The following is a 24600-nucleotide window of genomic DNA, read 5'->3' as shown; positions in this document are numbered from 1 at the left end:
ATTTTAGAAATTAATCGACATTTCTAAGGAGGATTCACATGTCCAATTTTCATGCTACAACGATTTTCGCAATCAGACACGATGGTAAAAGTGCCATGGCTGGTGATGGCCAAGTAACTTTTGGAAATGCAGTAGTAATGAAGCATACTGCAAGAAAAGTTAGAAAGCTTTTTAATGGAAAAGTTTTAGCTGGCTTTGCAGGATCTGTTGCAGATGCATTTACTTTATTCGAACTTTTTGAGGGCAAGTTAGTTGAATATAATGGTAATATTCAACGAGCTGCTGTTGAATTAGCAAAAAAATGGAGAACAGATCGAGTATTACATAAACTTGAAGCATTGCTAATCGTAATGGATCATAATTCATTATTATTAATTTCTGGTACTGGTGAAGTAATTGAGCCTGACGATGGAATTCTTGCAATCGGTTCTGGAGGGAATTACGCCCTTGCAGCAGGCCGTGCGCTAAAGGAAAACGCAGGGGAAAATCTTTCAGCAAAACAAATTGCATATGCTAGTTTAAAAACTGCAAGTGATATTTGTGTTTATACGAACGGAAATATAATTTTAGAAGAATTAGAATAGGAGAGTGTATTATGAGTACTTCTTTCACGCCTCGTCAAATTGTTGAAAAACTTGATCAATATATTGTTGGACAGCAACAAGCGAAAAAAGCAGTAGCAATTGCACTCAGAAATCGATATCGTAGAAGTTTACTTGAAGAGTCATTCCGTGATGAAATTTCACCAAAAAATATTTTAATGATTGGTCCAACAGGTGTTGGTAAAACTGAAATTGCTAGAAGGATGGCAAAACTAGTTGGCGCGCCATTTATTAAAGTTGAAGCTACTAAATTTACAGAAGTTGGATACGTTGGAAGAGATGTAGAATCAATGGTTCGTGATTTAGTCCAAACTTCTATTCGAATTGTAAAAGAAGAGCGTATGAATAAGGTGAAAGATCAAGCTGAAAAAAATGCGAATCAAAGATTAGTAAAACTTTTAGCACCAAGTATGAAAAAACAAGCTTCATTCAAAAACCCACTTGAGATGCTTTTTAATCAAGATTCACAAAACTCGAATGCTGAGCAAGAAGAGAATGACACAGAATTAACATCTAAAAGAAGAAATATAGAATTTCAACTATTATCTGGAAAACTAGAAGAAGAACTTGTGTCTATTGAAGTAGAGCAACAACAAGCTCCGATGCTAGATTTTATGCAAGGAACTGGAATGGAACAAATGGGAATGAACTTCCAAGAGTCATTAGGTAGTCTATTTCCAAAGAAAACTAAAAAAAGAAAACTTACTGTTAAAGAAGCTCGTAAGATTTTAACGAATGAAGAAGCTCAGAAATTAATCGATATGGATGAAGTAACTCAAGAAGCAGTTTATAGGGCTGAGCAATTAGGTATTATTTTCATTGATGAAATTGATAAGATTGCAAGTAAACAAAACTCTACTCAAGATGTTTCGAGAGAGGGAGTACAAAGAGATATCTTACCAATTGTTGAAGGAAGTACAGTTGTGACAAAATATGGACCGGTTAAAACGGATCATATCCTATTTATTGCAGCTGGTGCATTTCATATTTCAAAACCATCAGATTTAATACCTGAATTACAAGGTCGCTTCCCAATTCGTGTAGAATTAGGGAAATTATCTGTTGAAGATTTTGTTCGTATTTTAGTTGAGCCTGATTTTTCAATTATTAAACAATATAAAGCTTTATTGTCTACAGAAGGTATACAAATCGAATTTTCTGACGATGCTATACGTAGAATAGCAGAAATAGCATTTGAAGTTAATCAGACGACAGACAACATAGGAGCAAGAAGATTGCATACTATTATGGAAAAGCTTCTTGAAGACCTATCGTTTGAGGCTTCTGAAATTCAAATGGGAACAATTATGATTACACCTCAATATGTAAATGAAAAGCTCGCAAATATTGCAAAAGATAAAGATATAAGTCAATTCATTTTATGATTTAGCTAAAACATTTTGAATTCAGCCATTAGATTGCTAAGAAGTTCAAAGGAAACGTACAATTAAATAGGAGGCATTTAGAAAGATGCAATTATTAGAAAAAACAAGAAAGATTAATAAGTTATTACAACAATCTGCAGGGAAGCCAGTTAACTTTAAAGAAATGGCAGATACATTAGAAGAAGTTATTGAATCAAATGTATTTATTTTAAGTCGTAAAGGGAAATTATTAGGCTACGGTCTACACCAAAAAATCGAAAATGAGCGTATGCAAAAAATGTTCAGCGATCGCCAATTCCCTGAAGAATATACACAAAACCTATTTAATATTAATGAAACGTCATCAAATATAGACATCAATAGTGAACATACTGCATTCCCAGTTGAAAATAAAGATTTATTTTCTGGCGGTTTAACAACTATTGTACCAATTATCGGTGGTGGTGAGCGCTTAGGTACCCTTGTTCTAGCTCGAATTAATCATGATTTTGAAAATGATGATTTAATCTTAGCTGAATATGGCGCTACAGTAGTAGGTATGGAAATTCTACGTGAAAAAGCAGAAGAAATTGAAGAAGAAGCTAGAAGTAAAGCTGTTGTACAAATGGCTATTTCATCTCTTTCATATAGCGAATTAGAAGCAATCGAACATATTTTTGAAGAATTAAATGGCTATGAAGGTTTATTAGTAGCAAGTAAAATTGCTGACCGAGTAGGAATTACAAGATCTGTTATCGTAAATGCACTACGTAAATTAGAAAGTGCTGGTGTTATCGAGTCAAGATCACTAGGAATGAAAGGTACTTATATTAAAGTACTAAATGACAAATTCTTATTAGAGTTAGAGAAATTAAAATCTAACTAATTAATAAAATCACTTCTTAAAGAAGATAAAATGATAAAATTAAGTATGAACCTTTTCTCAATGAATAATTGTGAAAAGGTTTTTTTGTCTTTATTATGTTCAAAATTTTGCATATTTCTATATTGGAATAAAAAGATTAAATAAATAGAGACTATTTCCTCTTTTGTATAAATGATATATATAGACGAATTGGAAATTATGGTATGATTAAAAAATATTTACTTGATTATAGTGATAAAATTTAATAATTATTTGTTTTTTTCGGATACAATTTTTAGAGTGAATTCGATAATAGAATTGTAATGGTATTTTCTACTTTTATACTGTTGGCTGTTTTCAAATATATTGTTGTTTTTTAGTATATGTCTGTTTATTTCCACTCCAGATACATACACTCCTTAAGACGAAGTTAATGAAGTAAAATATCAAACAAGTAGGGAAGTTTTATACATCTACCCTACTTTCTTTTGTATTAACCCATTATGTCTACCTCGTTAAATTTAATAAACTTTTGGACGTAAACAGTTAATTACTGAACAACAATATTCAATAAAGGCTATTTTTTACTAGTATAAATTAATGAATATTGAACTGTTTAAATTTGTTCTTTATTAGGTAAAACTAAAATCATCCTAAAAAAACATCTATTATATAAAAAAAAGAACTCTGAAATATAGGAACAATTATTTTAAAAAAACGAAAAAATATATTTTTTTATTGTGTTTTAAAAAGTTTCACATTATTTTAAAGAATGGGTGAATAAATTAAAGAATTTTAATAATATAATTTTTAAAAGGATAGAAATGAGAGCAATTGAGTTTTTGTCATACTTGAGGCATAAGCACACGATATGGATTGATTCGTAACGAATATTGAATAAAATTAATAGATTCATATTTATTACTATTTAGCCGTTTAATAATAGGGGAATTGAAAGGCTAAATAGTAATAAAAGAAGAATTTGATGAATTGATTCTAGATTTATTGTAAACTCCTTTTGATGATTATTTGATTAGAACGAAAAGGTAGCTCAATCGACTACTTGGGAGACATGATATTACATATTTAATTGGGAACTGCATATTCAATAGTAAGAATTAAACTTGAGTAAAGTTTTAATTCCTTTTAATTAAATGTTGCCTAAAAAAGAAATTTACACCAAAAATCACTATTTAAAAACAAATTGTCAATCAAGTATTAAACATAATATGGTAATTCGCTGAGGTGAAAGACGTGTTGCAAGTTCAAAAAAATGTTTCACAAAGTTATTGGAAAATGTGGATTGAAGATCGTGATTTAGATGCTGGAGATGCGTTAATGCAGATTTATATGCCACTAGTTCACTTTCAAGTACATCGTATAGCTCAAAGATTACCTTCAAGTGTCAGCAGAGATGATTTACACAGTTTAGCGATGATGGGCTTATATGACGCACTAGAGAAATTTGACCCGAAAAGAGATTTAAAATTTGAAACATATGCTTCAATTAGAATAAGTGGTAATATATTGGATGGTCTTCGTAAAGAAGACTGGTTACCTAGATCAATTCGAGATAAAGCAAAAAAAATTGAATGTGCAATTGAAAAGTTAGAACCGGCTCTTGAACGAAAAGCTACACCTGAAGAAATAGCACTTTATACTGGTTATTCTTCGATGGAAGTTGTTAATGTCATAAATGATGTGTTTTTCTCAAATATGTTGTCTGTAGATGAACAAATCAAAGATGCTGGAGATGGACAAGTTAATTTTATTCATACAATAAAAGATCATGAAACACTAACACCAGAAGAAATGCTACTGAAAGATGAACAAATAAGGTTGCTTGCCAAGACGATTGTAACTGAATTAAATGAGAAAGAGCAGTTAGTAATAAGTTTGTATTATCATGAAGAATTAACATTTACTGAAATAGGAACAATTATTAATTTATCGACTTCAAGAGTTTCTCAGATCCACGCTAAATCTATTTTTAAATTAAGGGATCTTTTAAGTAAAAATAATATATAAGAGCTTTGTAAACTCTACATTGATTCGTTTAGGATTTTTAATTCTATTAAAAATGATTCGTATAATGCTTTTTAAGACTATTTATATTTGTGTAGTGGGAATCAGCCTCACATTACTTGCTATATTGACAATTTCTTATTTAACTATTTACTAAATTATGAAGAAGAATACGATTAAGTTGAATAAATTAACAAAAATTCCCAATACTGATAAAGATTCAGTTGTTGGTATAGGTGAATGATCAATTCTAAATCACTTAATTTATTGCTTTCAAGTGTTAATCATTTAGTATGGAAGAATAGCCCAAATTCGAATAATAGCAGTTCGATGATCTAAAAATAAACTTTCTATGGATGAAAATGGAAGAAGGATTTATTTAGAGATAAGGAAATGCCACCATTGTTGAAACTTCGACAATAATTTCTCGTTTTCTCTTGATAATTAATGATGTATATGCTATAGTAGTCCATGGTGTTAATACACACGCTTGCCGATTTTCTTATTGGTGCTACCCAGTTTGGGAGTGATAGGAGAAGAAGACGTGAGCGGAGGAAAAAGAACCATTAGGAGGAAATAAAATGTCAGTAATTTCTATGAAGCAATTATTAGAAGCTGGTGTTCACTTCGGTCACCAAACACGCCGTTGGAACCCAAAAATGAAACGTTACATCTTCACTGAGCGTAACGGTATCTACATCATCGACCTACAAAAAACAGTTAAAAAGGTTGAAGAGTGTTACAACGTAATGAAAGGTATCGCTGCTGAAGGTGGAAACATCCTTTTCGTTGGTACTAAAAAACAAGCTCAAGAAGCTATTAAAGATGAAGCAATTCGTTCTGGTATGTACTTCATTAACCAACGTTGGTTAGGTGGAACGTTAACAAACTTCCAAACAATCCAAAAACGTGTTAAACGTTTAAAAGATATCGAAAGAATGCAAGAAGATGGCACTTTTGAAGTGTTACCAAAGAAAGAAGTTATTCAACTTAAAAAAGAATTAGATCGTCTTGAAAAATTCTTAGGCGGAATCAAAGACATGAAGCAACTTCCTGATGCATTATTCGTTGTTGATCCTCGTAAAGAGCGTATCGCTGTTGCTGAAGCTCGTAAGTTAAACATTCCTATCATCGGTATTGTTGACACTAACTGTGATCCAGATGAAATCGATCACGTTATCCCAGCAAACGACGATGCTATTAGAGCTGTAAAACTTCTTACATCAAAAATGGCAGATGCGATTCTTGAAGCGAAACAAGGCGAAGAAACAACTGCTTAATGAGAAATTGAAAGGTGATAAGAGGTTTTAGCCTTTTATCACCTTTTTTAAAGGTTAAAATAATCGAAAATTGTTTACCTTATAAAACGATTGAATAAAAATAAACTTACATATAGGAGATGAAATATTATGGCAATTACTGCTCAAATGGTAAAAGAATTACGTGAAAAAACTGGCGCTGGTATGATGGATTGCAAAAAAGCATTAACTGAAACTGAAGGTAACATGGACAAAGCAATCGACTACCTTCGTGAAAAAGGGATCGCAAAAGCTGCTAAAAAAGGTGACCGTATCGCTGCTGAAGGTTTAACTTTCGTTGAAGTATCTGGAAACGATGCAGTATTAATCGAAGTAAACTCTGAAACTGATTTCGTTGCGAAAAACGAAGGTTTCAAAGAATTAGGTTCTGTTCTTGCAAAACATATCGTTGCTAACAAACCTGCAACTGTTGAAGAAGCTTTAGCACAAACAATGGAAACTGGTGAAACTGTTGAAACATTCATCAACCATGCAATTGCTAAAATTGGAGAAAAAATCTCTTTACGTCGTTTTGAATTAGTTTCTAAAACAGATGCTGATGCATTTGGTGCTTACTTACACAGTGGCGGTCGTATTGGTGTTCTATCAGTAGTAGAAGGAACAACTAAAGAAGATGTTGCTAAAGACGTATCTATGCACATCGCTGCAATCAACCCTAAATATATCTCTCGTGATGCTGTTTCTCAAGAAGAAGTTGAGCATGAGCGTGGAATTTTAACTCAACAAGCATTAAACGAAGGTAAACCTGAAAACATCGTTGCTAAAATGGTAGAAGGACGTATTGGTAAATACTTCGAAGAAATCTGTTTGTTAGATCAATCTTTCGTTAAAAACCCAGACGTTAAAGTAGGTCAATTCGTAAAAGCTGCTAACGGAACTGTTAAATCTTTCGTTCGTTATGAAGTTGGAGAAGGCTTAGAAAAACGTGAAGATAACTTTGCTGAAGAAGTAATGAATCAAGTAAAAGGTAACTAATTTAGTTAGTTACTTTGAATGAAAATAGGGGACACTATGTGTTCCCTATTTTTTAAAGAAACGTAAATACATAGATGTACGTAAATGGAGGGTATTATGAGTAAAGCAAAGTATAATCGCGTAGTATTAAAACTTAGTGGTGAAGCACTAGCAGGCGGACAAGGATTTGGAATTAATCCATCAGTTATTAAATCAATTGCTGAACAAGTGAAAGAAATTGCAGAACTAGATGTTGAAGTTGCAGTAGTAGTAGGTGCTGGTAACATTTGGCGTGGAAAGACAGGTAGCGAAATGGGTATGGACCGAGCTACAGCTGACTACATGGGCATGTTAGGTACTGTAATGAACTCATTAGCACTTCAAGATAGTCTTGAAACACTTGGTGTACAATCTCGTGTACAATCATCAATTGAAATGCGTCAAGTTGCTGAACCATATATCCGTCGTAAAGCAATTCGTCATTTAGAGAAAAAACGTGTTGTAATTTTTGCTGCTGGTACAGGAAATCCTTATTTCTCAACTGATACTACTGCTGCATTACGTGCTGCTGAAATTGAAGCAGATGTTATTTTAATGGCAAAAAATAATGTAGACGGAGTATATACAGCTGACCCATCAATCGATAAAACTGCTGTAAAATACGAAACTCTTACATATTTAGACGTATTAAAAGAAGGTTTAGGTGTAATGGATTCAACTGCATCTTCTTTATGTATGGACAATGATATTCCATTAATTGTATTCTCAATTATGGAAGAAGGTAATATTAAACGTGCCGTACTTGGCGAAAATATTGGAACAATAGTAAAGGGGAAATAAAAATGTCTAATCAAATCATTTCTTTAGCAAAAGAAAAAATGACAAAAGCTGTTTCTGCTTTCTCTAGAGAATTAGCAACAGTACGTGCTGGTCGTGCAAACCCAGCTATTTTAGATAGAGTTTTAGTTGAATATTATGGTGCTCCAACACCAATCAACCAAATGGCAAATATTTCAGTACCAGAAGCAAGATTATTATTAATTACTCCATACGATAAAACAGTCATTAATGATATGGATAAAGCGATTCAAAAAGCTGACTTAGGCTTAAATCCTTCAAATGATGGAACTGTAATCAGAATTAGTTTCCCACCATTAACAGAAGAGCGTCGTCGCGACTTAGTAAAAGTAGTTAAAAAATCTGCTGAAGATGCTAAAGTTGCAGTACGTAACATCCGCCGTGATGCAAATGATGATCTGAAAAAAGCAGAAAAAAATGGTGAAATTACTGAAGATGAATTACGTGGTCTTGTAGAAGACATTCAAAAACAAACTGATTCACATATCGAAAAAATCGATGGAATCACAAAAGAAAAAGAAAAAGAGATAATGGAAGTTTAATACTGCATTGCAAGGTATATCTTACTAGCGCTTAGAAAAATAATGAATTTTTCACATTATGCTATTACATAATTTCATTATTGCATTATAATTAAATAAACTAAGCGCTTTGAGTAAAAAGACCCTCTGTTTAAGGGGGTTTTTTTACTCAATGCTTTAATTAGATATACTTAAACGGAGGATTAAAGATGTTTAAATTAATTTCTTTTTTTAAAAGAAATAAAGAAGAGAAAAATGTACCTCCAAGTTCGCAATTAAATGGGGTCGACGGAGTAATTCCTGAGCATGTTGCAATTATAATGGATGGTAATGGTAGATGGGCACAAAAGAGGAAGCTACCAAGGGTTAAGGGACACTATGAGGGAATGAAAGTAGTTCGAAAAATTGCAAGAACTGCTAGTAAATTAGGTGTAAAGACTTTAACGTTATATGCTTTTTCAACTGAGAATTGGAAAAGACCTAAAACTGAAGTAGAATTCTTAATGAAGTTACCACAAGAATTTCTAGGGACATTTTTACCTGAATTAATCGAAGAAAATGTGCAGGTAAGATTAACTGGAAATAAAGAGCAATTACCAAGCTATACTACAGAAGCAGTATTAAGAGCAGTAGAGGAAACTAAAAATAATACGGGTATGGTATTAAATTTTGCCCTAAATTATGGATCTAGAGACGAAATTATTTCTGCAGTTAAAAAGATTTCTTCAGATGTATTGGATAATAAAATAAATAAAGAAGAAATTAACGAAGACTTGTTTAATCGTTATTTAATGACTAGTGATTTTAAAGATCCAGATTTGTTAATTAGAACTAGTGGTGAATTAAGAATTAGTAATTTTATGCTTTGGCAAATTGCTTATTCTGAACTATATTTTACAGATGTTTTATGGCCCGATTTTACCGAAGAGTGTTTAATTGATGCGGTAAAAGAATATCAAAATCGAGCAAGAAGATATGGTGGTATTTAAGAAAGCGGTGAACGAACTTGAAACAGCGTATTATAACAGGAGTTATAGCTGGAGCATTATTTTTAGGGTTAGTAATATTTGGTAGATGGCCGTTTGGATTACTTGTATTTGCACTTGGTACGATCGGTTATTTTGAATTGATTAGAATGAAAAAGTTTAATTTATTTAGTGCACAAACAGTACTTGGATTAATCTTAACATGGGTAGCAATTACACCAAATGATTTATCAAATAGGATTTTTCCTATAGAAATCGGTAAAACGGAAATTTCAATTGTACTAATCTTATTACTTTTATCATATACGGTAATTACAAAGAATACATTTACTTTTGAAGATGCTTCTTTTGTAGTACTAAGCAGTTTATATGTAGGATTCGGATTTCATTATATGTACGAGATGAGAAATATGGGGATTTCTTACTTCTTCTTCCCATTATTCGTAATTTGGTCAACTGATTCAGGTGCATATTTTATTGGGAAAGCCACAGGTAAAACTAAACTTTGGCCTGATATTAGTCCTAACAAAACGATTGAAGGTTCAATAGGTGGAATTATTTGTGCTGTAGTAGTTGCAGTAATTTTATCGATTATGTTAACTTTAAATCATTCAATACTATATTTAGTACTAGTAGCTGTTCTTGTTTCGATTTTTGGTCAATTAGGTGATCTCGTACAATCTGCATATAAAAGGTACTACGGTGTTAAAGATTCAGGAAATTTATTACCTGGTCATGGTGGGATTTTAGACAGATTTGATAGTATCATTTTCACATTGCCAATCGTCTATTTACTATTTACGTTATAGTATTAGTTTTTGTATTTAAGGAGACATATGAAAATGAAGAAAATCAGCTTACTTGGAGCAACTGGTTCAATCGGTATACAAACACTCGATATTATTAGAAATCAATCAAATGATTTTGAATTAGTCGCGTGTTCAGCTGGAAGAAATATTGATGAATTATATAAGATAATTTTAGAATTTAAACCAAAACTAGTTTCAGTTGCAGGTAAAGAAGAAGCTGAAAAACTGACGAGCTTAGGTATCCCTTCGAAAACCAAAGTTTTATATGGTGAAGAAGGTCTGATCGAAGTTGCAGTACATGAAGACAGTACAATATTTGTTAACGCTGTTGTTGGAAGTGTAGGTTTAGTTCCAACAATGAAAGCAATTCAAAATGGTAAAACAATCGCACTAGCGAATAAAGAAACATTAGTAACAGCAGGTCATATTGTAATGGCTGAAGCAGAAAAATATGGTGTCACAATTTTACCAGTAGATAGTGAGCATTCAGCAATCTATCAATGTTTAAATGGTGAAAACCCTAGTGAAATACATAAATTAATCATCACAGCTTCAGGTGGTAGTTTTAGAGATAAAACAAGAGATCAATTAAAGGATGTTACAATTGAAGATGCGTTAAACCATCCAAATTGGTCAATGGGTGCAAAGATTACAATTGATTCTGCTACAATGATGAATAAAGGATTAGAAGTGATAGAAGCACATTGGTTATTTAATATGCCATATGAAAAAATTGATGTAGTACTTCATAGAGAAAGTGTTATTCATTCTATGATTGAATTCGATGACGGAAGTGTTATGGCACAATTAGGAACACCAGATATGAGAGTACCAATCGCCTATGCACTAAACTATCCTTCAAGAAAACCAGTTAATAATCATAAGCCATTAGATTTAATTAAATTTGGGACACTTCATTTCCAAGAAATGGATTTTAACAGATTTAAATGTTTGGATTATGCTTATCAAGCAGGAAAAGTTGGCGGTAGTTTACCAACTGTATTAAATGCAGCAAATGAGGAAGCGGTAGCTGCTTTTCTACAGAATAAAATATCATTCTTACAAATTGAGAATTTAATAGAAAACGCTCTTGAAAAACACAATGTAATAAGTAAACCTTCATTTGAAGAAATTCGAAACATTGATGAACAAACAAGGCAATTCGTTTCATCACTAATAAAGTAAGGGTGGTAATTAGATGAATACAGTTATAGCGTTTGTTGTAATTTTTGGCGCACTTGTATTTTTTCATGAACTAGGACATCTATATTTTGCAAAACGTGCTGGTATATTATGTAGAGAATTTGCGATTGGATTTGGTCCAAAGGTTTTCTCATTTTATCGAAATGAAACTACATACACAATAAGATTATTGCCGCTTGGTGGTTATGTTCGTTACGCTGGAGAAGATCCAGAAATGGTACAAGTAAAGCCTGGATCACATATCGGTTTACAATTTAACTCAATCGGGGAAGTTACTAAAATTGTAGTTGATCAGTTTGATCGTTTCCAAGATCTTCGTTTTGTCGAGGTTGATTCAATAGATTTAGAGCATAAGTTAGATATCATTGGTACTGAAGAAGGAACTGAAGGCGTATCAAAATTCAATGTAAATGAAAAAGCGTTCATTTATAGTGAAGGACAAGGTCACCAGATTGCTCCGTATAACCGACAATTTAATAGTAAATCTGTAGGAAAAAGAGCGATTGCCATTTTTGCAGGCCCAATGATGAATTTTGTTCTAGCTTTAGTGATTTTTATCTTATTGGGATTACTTCAAGGAACTCCCGTAAATGATGCTAAAATTGGTGAATTACTTCCAAAAGGCCCAGCACAAACTGCTGGTCTAAAGGAAGGCGACATTGTTTTATCAATTGATAATAAAGATGTTTCAAAATGGGCTGAAGTAGTTAAAATTGTTAGAGAAAGCCCAAGTAAAGAATTATTATTTAAAGTGAAAAGAGATAACAAAGTTATTTCGATTCCAATCACACCTAAATCAGAAACTATCGATCATAAAGTTAATGGTTTAATCGGTGTATATGCACCTGTTGAAAAAAATGTTTTTTCTTCGGTTAAATATGGTATAACTGAAACAGTTGGGTGGACAAAAGAAATTGTATTAGCAGTTGGTCATTTAGTATCTGGTCAATTCTCAATCAATAATCTTTCGGGGCCAGTTGGTATTTATCAAGTAACAGATCAAGCTGCACAATCAGGTATTTTCTACTTAATGAAATGGGCAGCGTTTTTAAGTATTAACCTTGGTATTATGAATTTATTACCATTACCAGCTCTTGATGGAGGAAGACTAACATTTTTTGCAATAGAAGCATTAAGAGGTCGACCAATAGATCGCCAAAAAGAAGGTGTCGTTCACTTTATTGGTTTTGCGCTTTTAATGTTATTAATGATTATCGTAACTTGGAACGATATTAAAAGATTTTTCTTATAAGAAGCTCTGTTTAATTTAATCGTGTAATTTCATGAATTTTGTTTAAAGAATCCGCGACTTACTTGCTTATAAAACGGGCTTAGTGACATATTGTTTGTCAATTAGCCCGTTTTAAGTGGGAGCGGATTCTTATCTTACAAGCTCTTTTTAGAAATGTTGTTTGTATTGTATAGTTGAAGCTTTTATAACAATTACAAAATCTATTTTTAAAAATATTTATTAAAAAGAATATAAGAATAAAAGAAAAATATGAGGTGAATCCTTTTGAAACAAAGTATCGTATATAGTCCAACTCTTCGTGAAGTACCATCAGATGCAGATATAAAAAGCCATCAATTATTATTAAGAGCAGGTTTTATTAGACAAAATGCATCTGGTATATATAGCTTCTTACCTTTAGGCAATAAAGTTCTTCAAAAAGTTGCAAATATCGTTCGAGAAGAAATGAATAATGCTGGTGCGATGGAAATGTTAATGCCATCAATGCAAGCGCAGGAATTATGGGAAGAATCAGGTCGTTGGGATAATTTTGGTCCAGAACTAATGCGTTTAAGAGATCGTCACGGTAGAGGATTTGCATTAGGAGCAACACATGAAGAAGTTGTTACTTCCATTATTCGTGATGAATTAAAATCATATAAAAAATTACCGATTACACTTTACCAAGTACAATCAAAATTCCGTGATGAAAAACGTCCTCGTTTTGGACTACTTCGCGGGCGTGAATTTTTAATGAAAGATGCATATTCTTTCCATGCATCACAAGAAAGCTTGGATGAAGTATATGCTCGATTATTTACGGCTTATAGCAACGTATTTACTCGTTGTGGATTAAATTTCAGAGCAGTTGTTGCTGATTCAGGAGCGATGGGTGGAAAAGATACGCATGAATTCATGGTGTTATCTGATATTGGTGAAGATACAATCGCATTTTCAAATGAATCTAGCTATGCAGCAAATATTGAAATGGCACCAGTTGTGACGAATTACGAGCCATCTGATGAGAAATTAGAAGAAGTTCAAAAAGTAGAAACGCCAAATCAAAAAACAATTGATGAAGTAATTGAATTCTTAAACTTACCGATTGAAAAAAGCATTAAATCAATTATTTTCAAAGCAGATGAAAGTTTTGTACTAGTGCTTGCTCGTGGTGACCACGAAATCAACGATATTAAATTAAAGAATTATTTAGGTGCACATACAGTAGAGCTTGCTTCTAAAGAAGAAGTAAAAGAACTAATGAACTGTGAAATAGGATCACTAGGTCCAATTGGAGTAAAATCTGATTTATTAGTATTAGCAGATAATGCAATTAAAGGTATTGTAAATGGTTGTTGTGGAGCAAACGAAGAAGGTTATCACTACATTAATGTAACTGTAAATAGAGACTATGATGTTAAAGATTTCGTAGACTTAAGATTTATTCAAGAAGGTGACTTATCACCAGACGGTAAAGGAACTATTTCATTCGCAAAAGGTATTGAAGTAGGTCATGTATTTAAATTAGGTACAAAATATTCTGAGTCTATGAATGCAACATTCCTTGATGAAAATGGGAAGTCGAACCCGATCATTATGGGATGCTATGGAATTGGTGTATCTCGTACATTAGCTGCAATTGTAGAGCAATATAATGACGAGAAAGGTATTGTCTGGCCTAAAAACCTAGCTCCTTTTGATGTACATGTCATTACTGTAAATACAAAGAATGAAGAGCAAGTAAATTTAGCAGACGATATTTATAAAACGTTAAAAGAGATTGGACAAGATGTATTATTAGATGACCGAAATGAACGTGTAGGCGTAAAATTTGCAGACGCAGATCTTTTCGGAATTCCTGTACGTGTAGTTGTTGGTAAAAAAGCCGCAGAAGGAATTGTAGAACTTAAAACTAGAGATGGACAAGTTAGTAAAGAAGTAGAAATTTCTAACCTTGTGAATGAAATAAATATGTTAAAATAAATAAAAGTGGAAGCGACACCTTACGGGAATCGCACACAAATAAAAAGTACCTCTTAATTCTAGAGGTACTTTCGATTTTTTTTACACATATACTGCAATTTTAATAAGGTTGGTGAAAAAATGGGACAAACACGTCAGGAGCGGTTTCAGCTATTATTAGATCAGCTTCAATTTCCCGAAGATATGCGAGATCTGTATTTTAAAAATGGGGAAATCGTAAATCTTGAAGTAAATAAAAGCGAAAAAAAATGGCAGTTTACTTTTAAAATAGACAATGTTTTACCTTTTGCAACATTTCAAGTATTTGTAACAAGTTTATTAAGAACTTTTAAACATATAGCAGATGTTTCAGTCGTTATTAATACAGAAAATCCAAAAATAGATGAACAAAAAGTAATTGATTATTGGTCATTTATGATTCAATCTGTTGAATCGAAATCCCCTATATTACAACATATTGAATCTGCCTTACCTTCAGTTGAAAATAATAAAGTAATGATCGATTTAAATAGTGTCATTGAAGAGAATGCTTTTACAAATCGATACGTTCCTCAGCTGCAAGATTTATATCAAAAAGTAGGTTTTCCTAAGTTGTTTTTTGAGAATACGATTAAAGACAATGTTGAAGAAAAAACTGAGTTTCTAGAGAAAAAAGCCGAAGAAGATCGCAAGCGAGCGATGGAAGTACTTGTTGAATTAGAAAAGAAAGAGGCTGCTGAAGAAGCTGATGGAGATGAGCCCGGGGGTCCTCTTGTTGTTGGATATTATATTAAGGAAACTGAATTTAATACAATCTCTTCAATCATAGAAGAAGAAAAACGAGTAGTTCTCCAAGGCTATGTATTCGATTCTGAAATTCGTGAACTTAAGAGTGGCCGTGTTTTAATTACCTTCAAAATTACTGATTATACTAGCTCAATACTAGTTAAAATGTTCTCTAGAGATAAAGAAGATATCCCGATGTTAAATAAAATTAAAAAGGGTATGTGGGTAAAAGTTAGAGGATCAGTACAAAACGATACATTTGTACGTGATTTAGTCATGATTGCAAATGATATAAATGAAATTACGCCAGATGAACGCAAGGACGAAGCTCCAGAAGGAGAGCGTAGAATTGAGTTACATGCTCATACACATATGAGTCAAATGGATTCAGTCGTTTCAGCAGGTGATTTAGTCAAACAGGCAGGTAAGTTTGGACATGAAGCAATTGCAATAACCGATCATGCAGTTGTTCAATCTTTCCCTGAAGCATTTGGAGCAGGTAAAAAACACGGTGTAAAAATACTATATGGCGTTGAAATAAATTTAGTAAATGATGGTGTACCAACAGCATATAATCCATCTCATATTTCATTAGAGGAAGCAACCTATGTTGTATTTGACGTAGAGACAACAGGTCTTTCTGCTGTTTATGATACGATCATCGAGTTAGCTGCTGTAAAGATTCATAAAGGTGAAATCATTGACCGATTTGAACGATTTGCAAATCCACATCATCCACTATCTGCAACTACGATTGAATTGACGGGAATTACTGACGAAATGGTAAGAGATGCCCCAAATGTTGATGTGGTACTTCGTGAGTTTAAAGAGTGGATGGGTGACGATATATTAGTAGCTCATAATGCTTCATTTGATATGGGCTTTATTCAAATGGGCTTTAAAAAATATGAAATTGGTATTACAAATAACGGTGTAATTGATACGCTTGAATTAGCTAGAACTTTATATCCAGATTTTAAAAACTTTCGATTAAATACACTTTGTAAAAAATTCGATATTAACTTAACACAACATCATAGAGCGATTTACGATGCTGAGGCTACTGGGTTCTTACTCCTAAAAATGCTAAAAGATGCAGCAGAGCAGGATATGTATTATCATGACGAGCTAAATAATAACATGGGGAAAGGCGATGCTTATAAACGAGCAAGACCATCACATGCAACACTATTAGCTACGAATGAAACTGGATTAAAAAACTTGTTTAAAATTGTTTCATATTCCCATATCCATTATCATCATCGAGTTGCAAGGGTTCCTAGATCATTATTAGTGAAACATCGCGAAGGAATATTAGTCGGATCTGCATGTGATAAAGGTGAAGTTTTTGAGGCGAGTGTACAAAAATCTCCTGAAGAAGCAGAAAAGCTAATGGAGTTTTATGATTATATCGAAGTATTGCCGCCAGAGACACTTTTACATTTAGTGGAATTAGAAATTGTTAGAAATGAACAACATTTAAGAGAAGTCATTTCAAAGCTTGTAAAAATGGCTGAGAAGGTAGAAAAAATTGTTGTTGGTACTGGTAATGTTCATCACTTACAAAAAGAAGATCAAATTTATCGAAAAATTTTAGTTGGTTCTCAAGGTGGAGCAAATCCATTAAATCGACATCGATTACCAGACGTTCATTTTAGAACAACCAATGAGATGCTATCTGCATTCGCATTTTTAGGAGAAGAAAAAGCAAAAGAAATAGTCGTTACAAATACTCAAAAAATTGCTAGTTTAATTGAAGATATTAAACCAATTAAAGATGACTTATATACTCCAAAAATTGAAGGTGCTGAAGATGAAGTTCGTGATATGAGCTATCAAATGGCAAGATCTATTTACGGAGAGCAATTACCAGAAATTGTAGAAGCCCGTCTTGAAAAAGAGTTAAAAAGTATTATTGGACATGGTTTTGCAGTAATTTACTTGATTTCGCATAAACTCGTAAAAAAATCATTAGATGATGGGTATCTAGTAGGTTCAAGGGGATCTGTAGGTTCATCATTAGTAGCGACCATGACAGAAATAACGGAAGTAAATCCACTTCCTCCACATTATGTCTGTCCAAATTGTAAGCACTCAGAGTTTTTCAATGATGGATCAGTAGGTTCTGGATTCGATTTACCGAACAAAGATTGTCCAGAATGTGGTACTGCATATAAAAAAGATGGTCATGATATTCCTTTCGAAACCTTCCTTGGATTTAAAGGGGATAAGGTTCCTGACATCGATTTGAATTTCAGCGGTGAATATCAACCAACTGCTCATAACTATACAAAAGTACTTTTTGGTGAGGACTATGTCTATCGTGCAGGTACAATCGGTACTGTAGCTGACAAGACAGCGTACGGTTATGTAAGAGGATATGCAAATGATCATAATCTAAATTTACGTGGTGCTGAATATGATCGATTAGCTATGGGATGTACAGGTGTAAAAAGAACAACTGGACAACATCCAGGTGGAATTATTGTAGTTCCAGATTATATGGACATTTATGATTTTTCACCGATTCAGTTCCCAGCTGATGATGTAAAGTCTGAATGGAAAACGACACATTTTGATTTCCATTCAATCCATGATAATTTATTAAAACTAGATATTCTTGGACACGATGATCCTACCGTTATCCGTATGCTTCAAGACTTAAGTGGAATCGATCCAAAAACGATTCCAACTGATGACCCTGAAGTTATGAAAATATTTGCTGGACCAGAACCTTTAGGTGTTTCAGAGGAACAAATAGGCTGTAAGACAGGTACTTATGGTATTCCTGAATTCGGAACAAAATTCGTTCGTCAAATGTTGGAAGATACGAAGCCATCTACCTTCTCAGAACTAGTTCAAATTTCTGGTTTATCACATGGTACAGATGTATGGCTAGGAAATGCTTCTGAATTAATTAACAGTGGAACTTGTACACTTTCTGAAGTAATTGGTTGTCGTGATGACATCATGGTTTATTTAATATATCAAGGATTAGAACCTTCATTAGCATTTAAAATAATGGAATCTGTTCGTAAAGGTAAGGGAGTACCAGTAGAGTGGGAAGAAGAAATGAGAAATAATAAAGTACCTGCTTGGTATATTGATTCTTGTAAAAAAATTAAGTACATGTTCCCAAAAGCCCACGCTGCAGCATATGTTTTGATGGCAGTACGAATTGCATATTTCAAAGTTCACCATCCAATTCTTTATTATGCTGCATATTTTACAGTACGAGCTGAAGATTTCGATATCGAAGCGATGATTGCTGGTCCAAGTACGATTAAAGCTAAAATAGAAGAAATTGCGATAAAAGGACTAGATGCATCAGTAAAAGAGCGAAGTTTAATGACTGTACTAGAATTAGCATTGGAAATGTGTGAAAGAGGTTTTTCATTTGAAAAAATGGATTTATATCGATCTAGTGCAGATGAATTTCTAGTAAATGGTAACAAATTAATTCCACCGTTTAATTCGATTCCTGGATTAGGAACGAATGCGGCTAAAAATATTGTTGCGTCTAGAGAAGACGGAGAATTCCTTTCGAAAGAAGACTTACAACAAAGAAGTAAAATTTCAAAAACTGTATTAGAGTATTTAGATAAACAAGGCTGTTTACAAAACTTACCTGATCAAAACCAATTATCACTTTTCGATGGCTTTTAACAGTTTGCAAAACTTGGGAATTATGGTATAGTAGATACAGATGTAATTTAGCACGGGATTTTTCTTGAAGAGCAGGGGCAACCTGCTCTTTCTTATTACCCTTATGACCCAATTCATCTCTTGCGTAGTGTGCAACTTGAATTTTAAGTTACAATAATTGCGTAAATTGGAAATACTAAAGATAATTTCCCTGCTAAATAGCAGGGAATTTTCATCTTGTAATGTTTGGAAGGAGGATACTTCTTGAGTAAGAAGGTCACAGAGGTTGTATCAGAATTAGCACAACCAATAATTGAACAAATAGGATTAGAGTTAGTTGATGTAGAATACGTAAAAGAAGGAAAAGACTGGTTCCTTCGAGTATTTATAGATAGTGAGTCTGGAATTGATTTGGAGCAATGTGCTGCCGTAAGTGAAAAACTAAGTGAAGTCTTAGATGAAAAAGATCCAATTGAAAACCTATATTTTTTAGATGTTTCATCACCAGGTGCTGAACGTCCTTTAAAGAAAGAACAAGATTTTATTAAAGCAATTGGAAAACAAGTTTTCATTAAAACTTATGAACCAATCCTTGACGAAAAGAAATTTGAAGGGAAATTAATTTCCTACACGTCAGAGGAAGTTCAGTTAGAGTTAACAATTAAAACAAGAAAAAAAATGATTACAATTCCAACACCAAAAATCGCAAGTGCAAGACTTGCTGTTACGTTTTTCTAAGTAGGGGGTACTTTTAATGAGTTCGGAGTTATTAACAGCATTAGAAATAATTGAAAGAGAAAAAGGAATTAGTAAAGATGTCGTAATTGAAGCGATTGAAGCAGCTTTAATTTCAGCATATAAACGTAATTTTAATCAAGCACAAAATGTTCGAGTTGATTTTAACCTACATAACGGTTCAATTCGTGTTTTCGCAAGAAAAGAAATAGTAAGCAATGTGTTTGATACACGTTTAGAAATTACAGTTGAAGAAGCACAACAACATAATCCAAACTTTATGGTAGGAGATGTCATTGAATTAGAAGTAACACCTAAAGACTTTGGACGAGTTGCTGCAACTACTGCTAAACAAGTAGTAACACAAAGAGTTCGTGAAGCAGAACGCGGTGTAATTTATTCAGAATATATTGACCGTCAAGAAGATATGATGACAGGTACAGTTCAACGTATCGATTCACGCGCAATTTATGTTAACTTAGGTAAAATTGAAGCAGTGCTTCCTGTAACAGAACAAATTCCAACTGAGAAATACAGAATCCATGATCGCATTAAAGTATTCGTTACAAAAGTTGAAAAAACATCAAAAGGTCCACAAATTTTTGTATCACGTACTCACCCTGGATTATTAAAGCGTTTATTTGAAACAGAAGTACCTGAAATTTATGATGGTGTTGTAGAAATTCGTTCAGTAGCACGTGAAGCAGGTGACCGTTCTAAGATTTCAGTATATACAAGCAACCCTGATTTAGATCCAGTAGGTGCTTGTGTTGGTCAAAAAGGTCAACGTGTACAATCAATTGTTAATGAATTAAAAGGTGAAAAAATTGATATTGTACGTTGGTCTTCAGATCCAGTTGAATTTGTTGCAAATGCATTAAGCCCATCTCAAGTTATTAGAGTTTTAGTAAATGAAGAAGAAAAAGCAACTACAGTAGTAGTACCAGATCACCAATTATCTCTTGCAATTGGAAAAAGAGGTCAAAATGCTAGATTAGCTGCGCGTTTAACTGGTTGGAAAATTGATATTAAATCACAGTCTGATGCAGATAAAATTGGTATTGACTATACATCTCCAGCGCAAGAAGTAACTGTATCTAATGATGATTTCGATGCTTACGCTGACGACTTAAATGAGGAGTGAGTAAACTCATGAATCGAAAAATTCCTTTACGTAAGTGTGTTGTAACACAAGAAATGAAACCAAAAAAAGAATTAATCAGAATTGTTCGTTCTAAAGAAGGAGAAGTATCCATTGATCCAAGTGGAAAAAAATCAGGTCGTGGAGCTTACTTAACAAAATCTGTAGAAGTTGTAAAACAAGCGCAGCAAAAAAACACTTTAGAACAGCAATTAAACGCTAAAATTGACGCTAGTTTATACGAAGAACTTTTAGCGTATATTGAAAAGGAAAAAGCATGACAAACAAAGGATTGTCTTTATTAGGACTTGCAGCTAGAGCTCGTAAAGTGGTTTCAGGCGAAGAGTTAGTTGTAAAAGAAGTCCAACAAAAGAGAGCAAAACTAGTTATTTTGTCAAAGGATGCTTCCGATTTAACTGCGAAGAAAATAAAAGACAAGACAACTTATTACAATACTCCACTTTGTTATGTTGAAAATCGCTTTGAATTAGGGCACGCTATTGGGAAAGACGCTCGAGTGGTCGTTGCAATTACTGATCAAGGATTTGCAACAAAACTTCAGACATTATTAAATTAATGGACTAATCTGGGGGTGAACGTATGACGAAAATTAGAATTTATGAGTATGCTAAAAAGCAAAATGTTTCAAGTAAGGAAATTATTGAAAGACTCAAGGATTTAAAAATCGAAGTAAAGAATCATATGGCCACAATTGCAGAGGATATTGTTGAAAAATTAAATAAGAGTTTTCAACCAAAGTCTGTAGAGATCAAACAACCCCAAAAAGCAGTGTCCAAATCTTCTTTTAAGGTAATTCCTGCATTTAATGTAGAAGCAAGTGAAGAGCTTGATTTTGAAGTAGACTACCAATTAGAAGATACGAAAGAAAAATCAAAAAAGAACAGTAATAAAAAGAAAAAGACTGATAGCCAAAAGCAAAGCAGTCAAATTGAAGATCGACAAACGACAGGGATAAAGAAAGGCAATCAAAATATGAATCATAAAAATAACTCAACCGAGAATACCTCGAATAAAATTATCTTCTCAGGTTCTTTAAAAGTATCTGAGCTTGCAAAAAAATTAGGTAAAGAACCATCAGAATTAATTAAAAAATTATTTATGTTAGGCATTATGGCGACAATTAACCAAGACCTTGATAAAGACACGATTGAATTATTAGCAAGTGACTACGGAGTTGAAGTTGAAGAGGAAGTTATTGTTGATGAAAATGACTTCGAAAGCTTTATAGATGAAGCTGATGATGAAGCTAATCTACAAGAACGTCCACCAGTTGTAACGATTATGGGTCACGTTGACCACGGTAAAACAACTTTACTTGACTATATTCGTAAATCAAAGGTAACTGCTGGAGAAGCAGGTGGAATTACACAACATATCGGTGCTTACCAAGTAGAAATCGAAGGAAAGAAAATTACGTTCTTAGATACGCCTGGTCACGCCGCATTCACTACAATGCGTGCACGTGGAGCACAAGTTACTGATATTACAATTATCGTTGTAGCAGCTGATGACGGTGTTATGCCACAAACAGTTGAAGCGATCAATCACGCAAAAGCAGCAGAAGTACCTATTATTATTGCCGTGAATAAAATGGATAAAGAATCTGCAAACCCAGACCGTGTAATGCAGGAATTAACTGAACACGGTATTGTATCAGAAGCATGGGGTGGAGACACAATATTTGTTCCTATTTCAGCATTAAATGGTAACGGTGTTGATCAGCTACTTGAAATGATTCTTTTAGTTAGTGAAGTAGAAGAATATAAAGCAAATCCTACACGTAAAGCACTAGGTACTGTAATTGAAGCTGAATTAGATAAAGGTAAAGGTGCAGTTGCAACTTTATTAGTTCAAAATGGTACATTAAAAGTTGGAGATCCAATTGTAGTTGGTACTTCATTTGGCCGTGTACGTGCGATGGTAAATGACTTAGGTCGTCGAATTAAAGAGGCTGGTCCATCAATGCCAGTTGAAATTACTGGTTTAAATGAAGTTCCTCAAGCAGGTGACCGTTTTATGGTATTTGCTGATGAGAAACGCGCGCGTCAAGTTGGTGAAGCACGTGCTTCACAAGCAGTTCTTCAACAACGTAGCGAAAGCTCAAAATTATCTCTTGAAGATTTATTTGCTCAAATTCAAGAAGGTAATGTAAAAGAAATCAATCTAATTGTAAAAGCAGACGTTCAAGGTTCTGTTGAAGCAATGGCTGCTTCATTACAAAAAATAGAAGTAGAAGGCGTAAAAGTTAAAATCATCCACACAGGCGCTGGTGCGATTACTGAGTCTGATGTAATTTTAGCTTCTGCATCTAATGCGATCATTATTGGTTTCAACGTACGTCCTGATGTAAATGCAAAACGTACTGCAGATTTAGAAAATGTAGATATTCGATTACACCGTATTATTTACAAAGCAATTGAAGAAATTGAATCTGCGATGAAAGGTATGTTAGACCCAGAGTTTGAAGAAAAAGTAATCGGTCAAGCAGAAGTTCGTCAAGTATTCAAAGTATCAAAAGTTGGTACAATTGCTGGATGTTATGTAACTGATGGAAAAATTACTCGTGACAGCGGAGTTCGATTAATTCGTGACGGTATTGTTGTATTCGAAGGTCAATTAGACACATTAAAACGTTTCAAAGATGACGTTAAAGAAGTAGCGACAAACTACGAATGTGGTATCACGATCGAGAAATACAATGATATTAAAGAAGGCGACGTAATCGAAGCTTACGTAATGGAAGAAATTAAACGTAAATAACGAAAAGTGGAAAAAGCTTGCCAAGCTCTGAAGGGAATATCTCCGACAACTTGAAGAAGTGGTGGTTTGTCCACTTCGAAAGTAGTTGGAATATTACCGTAGAGCTAGCTTTTGGAACTAGACATCACGAAAAGTGGAAGCGACTCGCTCTGCCCCGACAAGCATAAGACAAGGACCAGATAAGGTTGGTTTTTAACCTTAACTGGTCATGGGCTTATGACCTCGAGGGGCAAGTCGCTGGAACTAGACATCACAATATCTTCTATTAAAAGTTGATTTTAAAACTGGAAATAAATAATGGACTTATCACAAATGAATAAGTTCAGCATAATAAATAATAATTTATACAATTAGTTAAACTAATCGTATGAAAGCACGAATTGTTTTGCTTTGTAAGATTGAGGTGAAAATATGAAAGTAAGAGCACATCGAGTTGGGGAACAAATGAAGAAAGAACTTGGTGAAATTATTGGTAGAAAAATTAAAGATCCAAGAATCGGCTTCGTAACAGTTACTGATGTTCAAGTAACTGGTGACCTTCAACAAGCTAAAGTCTATATTTCAGTATTAGGTGACGATGAACAACGTCAAAATACATTAATTGGATTAGCGAAAGCAAAAGGATTTATTCGTTCTGAAATTGGTCAACGTATTCGTTTACGTAAGACACCAGAATTAATTTTTGAATTTGATGAATCAGTCGATTATGGTAATCGAATTGAGACATTGCTAACTCAAATTAATAAAGAGAATAACTGATAATGAATGGATAGGCGAGTGATTCGTCTATCCATTTTTCATCATGCTAAAAAA

Annotated in this window: 20 protein-coding genes; all 20 read left to right on the top strand. The window is 33.4% G+C overall.

Going from position 1 to position 24600, the window contains the following annotated elements; all coding sequences use genetic code 11:
* Positions 1-38: 38 nt before the first annotated feature.
* The 20 genes from hslV to rbfA all read left to right on the top strand — a co-directional run bounded on the left by hslV (position 39) and on the right by rbfA (position 24546).
* Positions 39-584 (top strand): ATP-dependent protease subunit HslV, encoded by a 546-nt coding sequence (gene hslV / locus COI44_RS05230; protein ID WP_056470870.1) that lies wholly within the window; start codon positions 39-41, stop codon positions 582-584.
* A gap of 11 nt (positions 585-595) precedes the next feature.
* Complete coding sequence (hslU, locus tag COI44_RS05225; protein WP_098426981.1) at positions 596-1987, top strand: ATP-dependent protease ATPase subunit HslU; 1392 nt, start codon at positions 596-598, stop codon at positions 1985-1987.
* Positions 1988-2072: 85 nt separating this feature from the next.
* A complete protein-coding gene (gene codY, locus COI44_RS05220) occupies positions 2073-2852 on the top strand; it encodes a GTP-sensing pleiotropic transcriptional regulator CodY (protein WP_056470865.1) in 780 nt (259 codons plus the stop codon).
* A gap of 1236 nt (positions 2853-4088) precedes the next feature.
* Positions 4089-4859 (top strand): FliA/WhiG family RNA polymerase sigma factor, encoded by a 771-nt coding sequence (locus COI44_RS05215; RefSeq protein WP_286163770.1) that lies wholly within the window; start codon positions 4089-4091, stop codon positions 4857-4859.
* 578 nt (positions 4860-5437) lie between these two features.
* On the top strand, positions 5438-6136 hold the full coding sequence (gene rpsB / locus COI44_RS05210) for a 30S ribosomal protein S2 (RefSeq protein WP_098426980.1): 699 nt from the start codon (positions 5438-5440) through the stop codon (positions 6134-6136).
* A gap of 129 nt (positions 6137-6265) precedes the next feature.
* On the top strand, positions 6266-7150 hold the full coding sequence (gene tsf / locus COI44_RS05205) for a translation elongation factor Ts (protein ID WP_098426979.1): 885 nt from the start codon (positions 6266-6268) through the stop codon (positions 7148-7150).
* Between the two features lie 96 nt (positions 7151-7246).
* A complete protein-coding gene (pyrH, locus tag COI44_RS05200) occupies positions 7247-7969 on the top strand; it encodes a UMP kinase (protein WP_097975483.1) in 723 nt (240 codons plus the stop codon).
* A 2-nt stretch (positions 7970-7971) separates the two neighbouring features.
* Positions 7972-8529, top strand: a complete 558-nt coding sequence (gene frr / locus COI44_RS05195) for a ribosome recycling factor (protein ID WP_098426978.1) — start codon at positions 7972-7974, stop codon at positions 8527-8529.
* Between the two features lie 188 nt (positions 8530-8717).
* On the top strand, positions 8718-9497 hold the full coding sequence (locus COI44_RS05190; RefSeq protein ID WP_098426977.1) for an undecaprenyl pyrophosphate synthase: 780 nt from the start codon (positions 8718-8720) through the stop codon (positions 9495-9497).
* 17 nt (positions 9498-9514) lie between these two features.
* Positions 9515-10303, top strand: a complete 789-nt coding sequence (locus COI44_RS05185; protein ID WP_098426976.1) for a phosphatidate cytidylyltransferase — start codon at positions 9515-9517, stop codon at positions 10301-10303.
* A gap of 33 nt (positions 10304-10336) precedes the next feature.
* Entirely contained in the window at positions 10337-11488 is a 1152-nt protein-coding gene (gene dxr / locus COI44_RS05180) for a 1-deoxy-D-xylulose-5-phosphate reductoisomerase (protein WP_098426975.1), read from the top strand.
* A 13-nt stretch (positions 11489-11501) separates the two neighbouring features.
* Positions 11502-12758 (top strand): RIP metalloprotease RseP, encoded by a 1257-nt coding sequence (gene rseP, locus COI44_RS05175; RefSeq protein WP_098426974.1) that lies wholly within the window; start codon positions 11502-11504, stop codon positions 12756-12758.
* A 264-nt stretch (positions 12759-13022) separates the two neighbouring features.
* Positions 13023-14720 carry a proline--tRNA ligase gene (locus COI44_RS05170; RefSeq protein WP_098426973.1) on the top strand — a complete coding sequence of 566 codons (1698 nt, stop codon included), beginning with the start codon at positions 13023-13025 and terminating at the stop codon, positions 14718-14720.
* A 120-nt stretch (positions 14721-14840) separates the two neighbouring features.
* A complete protein-coding gene (locus tag COI44_RS05165) occupies positions 14841-19151 on the top strand; it encodes a PolC-type DNA polymerase III (protein ID WP_098426972.1) in 4311 nt (1436 codons plus the stop codon).
* 243 nt (positions 19152-19394) lie between these two features.
* Positions 19395-19868 (top strand): ribosome maturation factor RimP, encoded by a 474-nt coding sequence (gene rimP, locus COI44_RS05160; protein WP_098426971.1) that lies wholly within the window; start codon positions 19395-19397, stop codon positions 19866-19868.
* Positions 19869-19884: 16 nt separating this feature from the next.
* A complete protein-coding gene (nusA, locus tag COI44_RS05155; protein WP_098426970.1) occupies positions 19885-21009 on the top strand; it encodes a transcription termination factor NusA in 1125 nt (374 codons plus the stop codon).
* Positions 21010-21017: 8 nt separating this feature from the next.
* The gene (gene rnpM, locus COI44_RS05150; RefSeq protein WP_056470825.1) at positions 21018-21287 is read left to right on the top strand and encodes an RNase P modulator RnpM; all 270 of its coding nucleotides are present in this window, start codon (positions 21018-21020) and stop codon (positions 21285-21287) included.
* A complete protein-coding gene (locus tag COI44_RS05145) occupies positions 21284-21583 on the top strand; it encodes a YlxQ family RNA-binding protein (protein ID WP_025568541.1) in 300 nt (99 codons plus the stop codon). Before rnpM ends, COI44_RS05145 begins: the two co-directional genes overlap by 4 nt.
* Before the next feature lie 23 nt (positions 21584-21606).
* The gene (gene infB, locus COI44_RS05140; RefSeq protein ID WP_098426969.1) at positions 21607-23787 is read left to right on the top strand and encodes a translation initiation factor IF-2; all 2181 of its coding nucleotides are present in this window, start codon (positions 21607-21609) and stop codon (positions 23785-23787) included.
* 411 nt (positions 23788-24198) lie between these two features.
* Positions 24199-24546, top strand: a complete 348-nt coding sequence (gene rbfA, locus COI44_RS05135; protein WP_025568543.1) for a 30S ribosome-binding factor RbfA — start codon at positions 24199-24201, stop codon at positions 24544-24546.
* Positions 24547-24600 lie beyond the last annotated feature (54 nt).

It is taken from the genome of Bacillus sp. AFS088145 (assembly GCF_002564465.1).
Taxonomy (GTDB): Bacteria; Bacillota; Bacilli; order Bacillales; family Bacillaceae_G; genus Gottfriedia.
Note: the sequence above shows the minus strand (reverse complement) of the source record. Positions and strands in the feature narration are given on the sequence as shown.